This is a genomic window from uncultured Pseudacidovorax sp. (assembly GCF_913773995.1).
Classification (GTDB): Bacteria; Pseudomonadota; Gammaproteobacteria; order Burkholderiales; family Burkholderiaceae_C; genus Xenophilus.
In genome coordinates this window covers 91,598-100,961 of sequence record NZ_CAJYES010000076.1, presented here as the reverse complement: position 1 = coordinate 100,961, position 9,364 = coordinate 91,598, and the positions used below count along the sequence as shown (strand labels likewise).

Here is a 9,364-nt window from a genome sequence, read left to right as displayed (position 1 = left end):
CAGATCCACCTGCGTGGGCCGTCCGGCCACGAGGTGCGCGATCTCGCGGCCCGTGGTGGCGCCCATGCACATGCCCATGTGGCCATGGCCGAAGGCCAGCCAGGCGTTGTCGGCGCTGCGCGCCGGGCCCACCACCGGGAGGCTGTCGGGCAGGCAGGGCCGGTGGCCCATCCAGCGCGTGAAGGCGGAGGTGTCCAGGTGCGGAAAGAGCTGCCGGCCCTGCGCCAGCAGCGCATCGGCCCGGGCCAGGTTGGGCTCGGCGGCCAGGCCGGCGAATTCCACCGTGCCTGCCAGCCGCAGACCCATGGCCATGGGGTTGACCATCAGGTTGTGCTCGACCGCCATCACGGTGTGGCGCAACTGCAGGTTGGAACTCTGCACCGTGACGTGATAGCCCCGCTGGGTTTCCAGCATCACCGGGCTGCCCAGCGCGGCGGCCAGCCGGCCCGACCAGGCACCCGCGGCGACGACCACGCCATCCACCGCCAAGGGTGCGCCCGCGTCCAGCTTGACGGCCGTGACGCGGCCGCCCTGCCGCTCGAAGCCGGTGACGCGCTGACGCAGGTGCGTCCCGCCGTCGGCCAGGCACTGGGCATGCAGCGCCTTCACCAGCGCCGACGGGTCGGTGGTAGAGCCGTTCTCCGGCGCCAGGATGCCGAAGCGGAACTGCCCCTTCAGGTCGGGCTCCAGCGCTTCGAGCTCGTCCTGCTCCACGTCGCGCATCTGCACGCCCAGCGAGCGGCGCAGCTTCATGCCCCAGGCCCATTGCGCCGCCGTTTCGCGCGAGGAAAACACATACAGGCAGCCGCTGCGTCGCACCAGATGCTGGACCTGGGCATGGGTCAGCAGCGGCTCGTAGCTGTCGAAGATGGGCGCCAGCAGCGTGCGCAGCGCGGTGGCGATGCGCGTGACCTCTTCGCGGGAGGAATGCCGCAGCATGCGCAGCAGCCAGGGCAGCACCACCGGCGCATAGGCCCAGCGCACCGTCAGCGGGCCCAGCGGGTCGAGCAGCCAGCGCGGCACCTTCTTCCACATGCCCGGCATGCCCACCGGCAGGCAGGCGCTGGGCGAGAGCGAGCCCGCATTGCCGAAGGAGCAGGCCTCGCCGGCGTCCAGCGGATCGACGAAGGTGATGCGGTGGCCGTCGCGCTGCAGCCAGGCAGCGGTGCAGTTGCCCACGATTCCGGTTCCGATGACGGCGATGTGCATGGGCCGGCATTCTGGAAAGCTTGAGCGCCATCAAGCCAGCCAATTCTTTTCATGGGCCCATCAAGACTTCTGATAATCAGCCACCTCCCATTGCCTTGCCCGTTCCACGCTGGTGCAGCCTTCCCCCACCCTCAACGCCCTCAGCCTGCGGCAGATGCGCGCCTTTGCCGCCGTGGCCCGCGCGGGCAGCTTCACGGCGGCGGCGCGGCAGCTCCACCTCACGCAGTCGGCCGTCAGCATGCTGGTGCAGCAGCTCGAAGAAGCGCTGGGCCTGCAGCTCTTCGACCGCGGCCAGAACGTGACGCTCACCGAGGCCGGCCGCCAGTTGCTGCCGCTGGCCCGACGCATCCTGGACGACCTGCAGCAGATGGCCGAAGGCGCCTCGGACCTGCGCTCGCTGCGCACCGGCCTGCTGCGCGTGGTCGCGCCGCAGATGCTGGCCTGCACCTGGGTGGCGGCCGTGCTGGGCGAGTTCGAGGCCGCCCACCCAGAGATCGGCCTGCGCATGGCGGACGCCACGGCCGATGCGGTGGTGGGCACGGTGCGCCGTGGCGATGCCGAACTGGGTGTGGGGCCCGAGCGACCCACCGGCGAGGACGTGGCCCGCACCTTCCTGATGGACGTGCCGATCCGCCTGGTCTGCGCCGCCGGCCACCCGCTGGCCGGGCGCAAGGCCGTGGCCTGGGACGAGTTGCGCAACGAGCGCTGGGTGCTCTATTCGAGCGAGTTCAACCGCCACCTGGAGCGGCACCTGCATGCGCACGATGCCTCGCTCTCGCTGCAGACCGCCGCCGAAGTGGAGTACCTGACCACCGCGCTGGCGCTGGTCGGCGTGGGCACCGGGCTGGCGGCGGTGCCGGACTATGCGCGGTCCTTCGCCGACAACTTCGGCCTGCGCTTCATCGAGTTGCGGGGGCCGGAGATGCGCCGGCCCTACTACATCTACCAGCGCCGCGGGCTGGCACTGTCGCCGCCGGCCCTCGCGTTTGTCGAACTGCTTCAGCAACGCGCCGCTCGGGCTGCCGCAGGCTGAGCGACGGTTGTCAGCTCCGGCCGCGGCTGCCAGCCACGAGGCGCATGCCGGGCATCAGTTGCGCGGCCAGGTCGGGCCGCTCCAGCGCGTAGTCCAGGTTCATGCGGGCGATTTCCACATGCTCCTCGCCCAGCGCCTGGGCGCGCGAGCCCTGGCCGCGCTCGATGGCCTGCACGAGGGCATGGTGGGTGCGGTGGGCCTGGCGCATCCACTGCTGGCCCTCTTCCATCGACGACTGCATGGGCAGCATGGCGCTGGGCGCGGCGAAGGGCTGGCTGGCCAGCATGTCCAGCGTGCGCAGCACGGCCGCATTGCCGCAGCCTTCGAGGATCAGGCGATGGAAGCGGTCGTTCATCTCCACATAGGCGGCGTAGTCGTCCAGCTCCATGGTGGGCTTGTTGACGGCGCGGTCGCCTTCGTCGAGGCAGTCGTGCAACTGGCGCAGCAGCTGGCGCGAGGCGCCGTCCTCCGCCAGCAGGCGGGCCGCAAAGCCCTCGATCACGCCGCGAACGCGGATGGCGTCGGCGATCTCGCGCGAGGTGAAGGCCCGCATCTGGTAGCCGCCCGAGGGCGAGGGCTCGATCAGGCCCTCGTGCTCCAGGCTGGCCAGCGCGAGCCGCACCGGCGTGCGCGAGGCGCCGAGGCGCTCCGAGAGCGGGATCTCCGCCAGGCGCTCGCCGGGGCCGAATTCGCCCTTGAGGATCATGTCCCGGAGTTGGACGAGCACGCGTGATTGTTGGGAGTCCATGGCGCAGTTCCGAAGCTGCCGCGGATTCTAGGCGCCGGCGTGCAGCGGCATGCCCATGGCGCACCTTGGCGCGCAAGTTGCATGCAGAAGAGGGATCTCCTTGTCAACGGCAGTAATGCCCGTCACTGGTGCATTCCCGCGCCTCATACCTACCCAACACAGGAAAAATGACCTCGCATCGTGCCGCCGAGCTGCTTGCCCACCATTGACGAAACACAAGCTCTGGCGCGACACTGCATGCAATTGCATACAACGATGTGCAGCCCCTCGATGGAGTAGCCCATGATCACCCAGGAACAGAACGATTTCATGACCCGCGTCGCTCCCGGCAAGCCCGCGGGCGAACTGCTGCGGCGCTACTGGCAGCCCGTCGCGCTGCTGGAAGAGCTGGACGGCCCGCGCCCGCTCAAGGCCGTCAAGCTGATGGGCCAGGACTTCGTGCTGTTCCGCGACGAGACCGGCCGCCTGGGCCTGCTCGACCGCGACTGTCCGCACCGCGGCGCCGACCTGGCCTTCGGCCGTCTGGAAGACGGCGGCCTGCGCTGCCCCTTCCACGGCTGGCTGTTCGACGCCACCGGCCAATGCCTGGAAACGCCCGCCGAGCCCGTGGGCAGCAAGATGTGCACGCGCATCAAACAGGGCGCCTACCCGGTGGTGGAGCGCTCGGGCATCGTCTTCGCGTACATCGGCCCGGGCGAGCCGCCGGCCTTTCCGGAGTTCGACTGCTTCGTCGCACCCGGCACGCACACCTTCGCCTTCAAGGGCCTGTGGGAATGCAACTGGCTGCAGGCGTTGGAGGTGGGCATGGACCCGGCCCATGCCTCCTTCCTGCACCGCTTCTTCGAGGACGAGGACACCTCCGAGAGCTACGGCAAGCAGTTCCGCGGCGCCTCGGCCGATTCCGACCTGCCCATCACCAAGGTGCTGCGCGAATACGACCGGCCCGAGATCGCGGTGGAGCCCACCGAATACGGCATGCGCCTGACCACGCTGCGCAAGCTCGATGAAAAGGCCACGCATGTGCGCGTGACCAACGTGATGTTCCCGCAGGCCTTCGTCATCCCGATGAGCGCGGAGATGACCATCACCCAATGGCATGTGCCGGTGGACGACACCCACACCTACTGGTACGCCATCTTCACCAGCTTCACCGGCCCGGTGGACAAGCAGCAGATGCGCGAGCAGCGCCTGGCCACCATCGAGCTGCCCGACTACATCTCGCGCCGCAACAAGTCCAACCAGTACGGCTACGACGTGCAGGAGCAGGCCAACCAGACCTTCACCGGCATGGGCATGGACATCAATGTGCACGACCAGTGGGCCTGCGAATCGCAGGGCTCCATCCAGGACCGCAGCCGCGAGCACCTGGGCGCCACCGACAAGGGCATCATCACCTTCCGGCGCATGCTGGTGCGCGCCATCGAGAGCGTGCAGCGCGGCGAGCGCGAAGCGCCGCTGCTGATCGGCGCCGACCAGGCCGCCGCCTTCAGCGGCCCGCCCTCCATCGACGGCGTGAACGACCGCGGCAGCGACAACGACGCCTACTGGCGCGAGGCCGACCGCGAGCGCCGCCTCAAGAGCAGTTGGGCCGCCGCCCGGCTGACCCAGGGCAAGGCGGGCTGAGCGCCATGGCGAGCTTCGTGGACCGCCACGGCCTGTGGACCGACGAGCAGGCCCGCCAGGCCGCCGAGCTGGACCGGCGCCTGGCCAGCGGCGAGGTGGACGTGGTGCGCTTCGCCTGGCCCGACCAGCACGGCCTGCTGCGCGGCAAGACCCTGGTGGCCAGCGAGGCCCGCAGCGCCCTGCGCGGCGGCGTCAACCTCACCACCACCCTGCTGGCCAAGGACACCTCGCACAAGACGGTGTTCCCGGTCTTCAGCGCCGGCGGCGGCTTTGCACTGCCCGGACTGCAAGGCGGCGCCGACTTCACGCTGGTGGCCGACCCCGGCACCTCCCGCATCCTGCCCTGGGCCAAGAAGACCGGCTGGGTGCTGTGCGATGCCTACATGGCCGATGGCAGCCCCTGTCCCTTCGCCACGCGGCGCATCCTGCAGAAGGCGGTGGATGAACTGGGCCGCGAGGGCCTGGACTTCGTCGCCGGGCTGGAGGTGGAGTTCCACGTCTTCCAGCTCGACGATGCGCGCATGGGCCTGGCCGATTCGGGTCAGCCCGGCGAGCCGCCACGCGTGTCATTGCTGTCGCACGGCCACCAGTACCTCACCGAGCTGCGCTACGACCGCGTCGATGCGGTGATGCAGGTGCTGCACGACCAGCTCATCGCGCTGGGCCTGCCACTGCGTTCGCTGGAGATCGAGTTTGGCCCCAGCCAGTTCGAGCTCACCTTCGGCCCCACCGCGGGCCTGACGCCCGCCGACACCATGGTCCTGCTGCGCAGCGCCATCAAGCAGATCTGCCAGCGGCAGGGCTGGCACGCCACCTTCATGTGCCGGCCGAAGATCCCCAACGTGATGTCCAGCGGCTGGCACCTGCACCAGTCGCTGCGGCGGCGCAGCGATGGGGTCAACGCCTTCATCCCCGAGGAAGGCGCAGGCGACCTGAGCCCGCTGGGCATGCATTGGCTGGCCGGCCTCAAGGCCCATGCGGTGGGCGCCTCGGTGCTGGCCTGCCCGACGATCAACGGCTACCGGCGTTATCGACCCTTCTCGCTGGCGCCCGACCGCGCCATCTGGGCCCGCGACAACCGCGGCGCCATGCTGCGCGTGCTGGGCGGACCTGGCGATGCCGGCACCCGCATCGAGAACCGCGTGGGCGAACCCACGGCCAATCCGTACCTGTACCTGGCCTCGCAGATCCACGCTGGCCTCGACGGCATGGCGCGCCGCCTCGACCCCGGCCCCAGCGCCGACGCGCCCTACGACACGCCGGCCGAGCCGCTGCCCCGGTCGCTGGGCGATGCGCTGGTCGCGCTGCAGGTCGACGAGGTGCTGGTCGAGCGACTCGGCCGCGCCTTCGTGGACTACTACTGCCACATCAAGCAGGCGGAGATCGCGCGGTTCAACCTGGAGGTCTCCGAGTGGGAGCACCGCGAGTATTTCGATATGTACTGACAACCCCCCCGTTGCTTGCTCACTTCGTGTAGCCGCCTCCCCCCCAGGGGGCGCACTCCGCGGCCTGGCAAAGCCAGTTCCGCGAGTGCCATCGGCATGGCCTGCTCCGCGGCCCTCTGACGTTTGGCCTGCTGTGCAGTTATCTACGCCCAAGGTTTTGTTTGCTGTTCTAACGAGGATTTCTGCGATGACCGTCACCAAGAGAAGCGCCCTGGGCGCGATTGCTGTTGCCTGCCTGGGCCTGATGGGCGCTGCCGCCCAGGCGGCGGAGCCGCTGCGCATCGGGCTGATCGCCACCTACTCGGGGCCCTATGCCGACTACGGCCGGCAGTTCGATGCCGGGGTGGCGCTCTACCTCAAGGAGCATGGCGGCAAGATCGCCGGGCGCGCGGTGGAGATCGTCAAGAAAGACACCGCCGGCCCGGCGCCCGATGCCGCCAAGCGCATCGCGCAGGAGCTGATCGTGCGCGACAAGGTGAGCGTGCTCACCGGCCTGGACTTCAGCCCCAATGCCTATGCGGTGGGTGCCGTCGCCGCCCAGGCCAAGGTGCCGGTGGTGGTGATGAACGCCGCCTCGTCCGGCATCACCACCAGCTCGCCCTATGTGGCGCGCGTCTCCTTCACCGTGCAGCAGATGGCCGATCCGATGGCGCGGTGGATGCTCAGGAACGGCGTCAAGGAGGCCTACACGGTGGTGGCCGACTATGCCTCGGGCACCGATGCCGAGACGGCCTTCAAGAAGGCCTTCACCGAAGGCGGCGGCAAGGTGGTGGGCGAGGTGCGCACGCCCATGAACAACCCCGACTTCTCGGCCTATGTCCAGCGCATCAAGGACGCCAAGCCGCAGGCCGTGTTCTTCTTCTTTCCCTCGGGCGTGATGCCGCCGGCATTCCTCAAGGTCTGGAAGGAGCGCGGGATGGACGAAGCCGGCATCAAGCTCTACGCCACCGGCGAGGCCACCGACGACAGCTACCTGCAGGCCACCGGCGACGTGGCTCTGGGCCTGGTGACGGCGCACCACTACTCCTACGCCCACAAGTCGGCCAAGAACGAGAAGTTCGTGAAGGACTTCGTGGCCGAGTTCGGCACCCAGCTGCGCCCGAGCTACTTCGCCATCACCGCCTACGACGCCATGACCGCCATCGAGCTGGCCTACAAGAAGGCCGGTGCCGAAGCCTCGGGCGACAAGGTGATGGAAGCGCTCAAGGGCGTGGCCTTCGAAAGCCCGCGCGGCCCCATCGAGATCGACCCGGCCACGCGCGACATCGTGCAGACGGTCTACATCCGCAAGGTCGAGAAGACCAAGGACGGCCAGCTGGTCAACGTGGAGTTCGACAAGTTCGACCGCGTGAAGGACCCGGCCAAGGAAGCCAAGTAAGGCGAGCCGGCGACGCGCGGAGGAACAGCGGCAGATGGCGGTCGTGCTTTTCGATGGAGTGGCCTACGGCATGCTCCTCTTCCTGATGGCGGTGGGGCTGTCGGTGACCATGGGGCTGATGAACTTCGTCAACCTGGCGCATGGCAGCTTCGCCATGGCGGGCGGCTATGCGGCGGCCGTGCTGATGAATGCCCACGGCGTGGGCTTCGGGCTGGCGCTGCTGGCCGCCTTCGTCGCCTCGGCGCTGCTGGGCGCAATGCTGGAATGGCTGTTGTACCGGCGCCTGTACCGCGCGCATCCGCTGGACCAGGTGCTGCTGTCCATCGGGCTGGTGTTCGTGTCCATCGCGGCCTTCACCTGGCTCTTCGGGCCCTCGCCGCAGCCCTTCACGCTGCCGCTGTGGCTGCAGGGCCAGATCGAAGTGGCCGGCGTGGGGCTGGGCCGCTACCGCCTGTTCCTGATCGGCTGCGGCCTGGCGGTGCTGGCCGCCCTGCTGCTGGTACTGGGCCGCACCCGCTACGGCGCCATGGTGCGCGCCGCGGTGGACAACCAGCGCGTGGCGGCCGGCACCGGCATCCATGTGCAGCGGCTCTTTCTGCTGACCTTCTCGCTGGGCTGCGGCCTGGCCGGGCTGGGCGGTGCGCTGAGCCTGGGCGTGCTGGGGCTGGAGCCGGGCTTTGCGCTGAAATACCTCGTGTACTTCCTGCTGGTGGTGTGCGTGGGCGGCGCGGGCACGATCACCGGGCCCTTTGCCGCAGCGCTGCTGGTGGGCATCGTGGACGTGGCCGGCAAGTACTACATGCCGCAGACCGGCGCCTTCCTGATCTACGGCGTGATGATCGTGATGCTGCTGCTGCGGCCCCATGGGCTGGTGGTGCGAAAAGGGGCGACGGCATGAGCGGCATCGCACGCGCGCCCGGTCTGCAAGCCGGACATGCTTCGGGCGGAGCCCATTCGGTGAAGACGCCGCGCCGCCAGATCGCCGCCGAAGCGGCGTTCTGGGCGGCTCTGGCCAGCAGCTTCTTCCTGATGCCCGAGCAGCTCACGCTGATGAGTCAGGTGCTGATCTTCGGCCTGTTCGCCGTGTCGCTGGACATGGCGTTGGGCTATGCGGGCATCCTCACCGTGGGCCATGCGGCCTTCTTCGGCGCCGGCGCCTATGCGGCGGGCCTGCTGGCCAAGCATGGCTGGGGCGAGCCGATCAGCGGACTGGCCGCGGCCCTGGCCGTCGGCCTGGCGCTGGGCTGGCTGCTCAGCTGGCTGGTGGTGCGCGGCACCGACCTGGCCCGGCTGATGATCACCATCGCCGTCTGTGTGCTGCTCTATGAGCTGGCCAACCGGCTGTCGGCCATCACCGGCGGTACCGATGGGTTGCAGGGCATGGCGGTGTCGCCACTGCTGGGCCGTTTCGAGTTCGACTTCTTCGGCCGCACGGCCTTCGTCTACAGCTTCGTGGTGGTGCTGGCCGTCTTCCTGGTGGTGCGGCGGGTGCTGCGCTCGCCCTTCGGCATGGCGCTGCGCGGCATCCACGACAACCGCAAGCGCATGCTGGCGCTGGGCACGCCGGTGGATGCGCGGCTTCGCATGGCCTATGCCTTCTCGGCCGGCGTGGCCGCCATCGCCGGCGCGCTGCTGGCGCAGACCACGCAGTTCGTGGGCATCGAGTCCATCGGCTTCAACCGCTCGGCCGAGGTGCTGATCATCCTGGTGCTGGGTGGCACCGGGCGGCTCTACGGCGGCATGCTCGGCGCGGTGGTCTACATGCTGGTGCACGACCGCTTCGCCGACATGAATCCGCAGTACTGGATGTTCTGGCTGGGGCTGTTCCTGATCGCTGCGGTACTGGTGGGCCGCGGGGGGCTGATGGGCTTGCTGGCACGGCTGACGCAGGGCCGGCGCCGGGACGCGGGAGGTGCGACGTGAGCAGG

At 69.2% G+C, this 9,364-nt stretch carries 8 protein-coding genes; 6 read left to right on the top strand and 2 right to left on the bottom strand.

What is annotated here, in order from left to right; all coding sequences use genetic code 11:
- Positions 1-1,209 (bottom strand): FAD-dependent oxidoreductase (locus QZ772_RS06930; RefSeq protein WP_295524255.1); only part of this gene is annotated, 1,209 nt, incomplete at its 3' end.
- Positions 1,210-1,321: 112 nt separating this feature from the next.
- Between QZ772_RS06930 and QZ772_RS06925 the strand changes: the two genes are divergently transcribed.
- Positions 1,322-2,242, top strand: coding sequence for a LysR family transcriptional regulator (locus QZ772_RS06925; RefSeq protein WP_295524253.1), 921 nt, complete (start codon positions 1,322-1,324; stop codon positions 2,240-2,242).
- Between the two features lie 10 nt (positions 2,243-2,252).
- On the opposite strand, the gene QZ772_RS06920 is transcribed toward QZ772_RS06925, so the two are convergent.
- A complete protein-coding gene (locus QZ772_RS06920) occupies positions 2,253-2,990 on the bottom strand; it encodes a GntR family transcriptional regulator (RefSeq protein ID WP_295524251.1) in 738 nt (245 codons plus the stop codon).
- 282 nt (positions 2,991-3,272) lie between these two features.
- Between QZ772_RS06920 and QZ772_RS06915 the strand changes: the two genes are divergently transcribed.
- The 5 genes from QZ772_RS06915 (at position 3,273) to QZ772_RS06895 (ending at position 9,359) form a co-directional block, all read left to right on the top strand.
- Positions 3,273-4,613: an aromatic ring-hydroxylating dioxygenase subunit alpha gene (locus tag QZ772_RS06915; RefSeq protein ID WP_295524249.1), complete on the top strand. Its 1,341-nt coding sequence runs from the start codon at positions 3,273-3,275 to the stop codon at positions 4,611-4,613.
- A gap of 5 nt (positions 4,614-4,618) precedes the next feature.
- Positions 4,619-6,058: a glutamine synthetase family protein gene (locus QZ772_RS06910; RefSeq protein WP_295524247.1), complete on the top strand. Its 1,440-nt coding sequence runs from the start codon at positions 4,619-4,621 to the stop codon at positions 6,056-6,058.
- A 187-nt stretch (positions 6,059-6,245) separates the two neighbouring features.
- A complete protein-coding gene (locus QZ772_RS06905) occupies positions 6,246-7,436 on the top strand; it encodes an ABC transporter substrate-binding protein (RefSeq protein WP_295524245.1) in 1,191 nt (396 codons plus the stop codon).
- Between the two features lie 34 nt (positions 7,437-7,470).
- On the top strand, positions 7,471-8,334 hold the full coding sequence (locus QZ772_RS06900; protein ID WP_295524244.1) for a branched-chain amino acid ABC transporter permease: 864 nt from the start codon (positions 7,471-7,473) through the stop codon (positions 8,332-8,334).
- Positions 8,335-8,393: 59 nt separating this feature from the next.
- Entirely contained in the window at positions 8,394-9,359 is a 966-nt protein-coding gene (locus QZ772_RS06895; protein WP_295524242.1) for a branched-chain amino acid ABC transporter permease, read from the top strand.
- Positions 9,360-9,364: the final 5 nt, after the last annotated feature.

What these genes read in the sequence shown, in the direction of transcription:
- QZ772_RS06920 (WP_295524251.1), bottom strand. Translation starts at nt 2,990, where the DNA reads ATGGACTCCCAACAATCACGCGTGCTCGTCCAACTCCGGGACATGATC.
- QZ772_RS06915 (WP_295524249.1), top strand. Translation starts at nt 3,273, where the DNA reads ATGATCACCCAGGAACAGAACGATTTCATGACCCGCGTCGCTCCCGGC.
- QZ772_RS06910 (WP_295524247.1), top strand. Translation starts at nt 4,619, where the DNA reads ATGGCGAGCTTCGTGGACCGCCACGGCCTGTGGACCGACGAGCAGGCC.
- QZ772_RS06905 (WP_295524245.1), top strand. Translation starts at nt 6,246, where the DNA reads ATGACCGTCACCAAGAGAAGCGCCCTGGGCGCGATTGCTGTTGCCTGC.
- QZ772_RS06900 (WP_295524244.1), top strand. Translation starts at nt 7,471, where the DNA reads ATGGCGGTCGTGCTTTTCGATGGAGTGGCCTACGGCATGCTCCTCTTC.